1 pseudogene is annotated in these 336 nt (G+C 66.4%); it reads left to right on the top strand.

Annotated features, from left to right (window positions below):
* Positions 1 to 336, top strand: a pseudogene (locus tag H6B10_RS15840) (serine dehydratase subunit alpha family protein); the annotation flags it as partial.

Raw genomic sequence — 336 nt, 5'->3', positions numbered from 1 at the left:
GCGGCAACATTGTAAAGAATGTAAAAGGCGTCACCGTCCCCAACTCCGGCGGGCGCCGCGGTATTGAAATTGCCGCCCTGCTGGGGGTGTGCGGCGGCGATGCCCACCGCCGTCTGGCCGTACTGGAAAGCGTCACCGACGACACCCGCGCCCGGGCGGTGGCATTGCTGGAAGCGGGCATCTGCACCACCAGCCTGATCGAAGGCACCGACAATCTGGTGGTCCAGGTGACCGCCCGGGCCGGTGTGGACGAGGCCTTTGTGGAGATCCGGGGCACCCACACCAACGTGACCCGGATGGAACACAACGGTGAGGACCTGCTGCGGGACGGCGGTG

This window comes from Gemmiger formicilis (genome assembly GCF_016901605.1).
Lineage (GTDB): Bacteria > Bacillota > Clostridia > Oscillospirales > Ruminococcaceae > Gemmiger > Gemmiger formicilis_B.
This window is presented reverse-complemented; position numbering and strand designations above follow the sequence as displayed.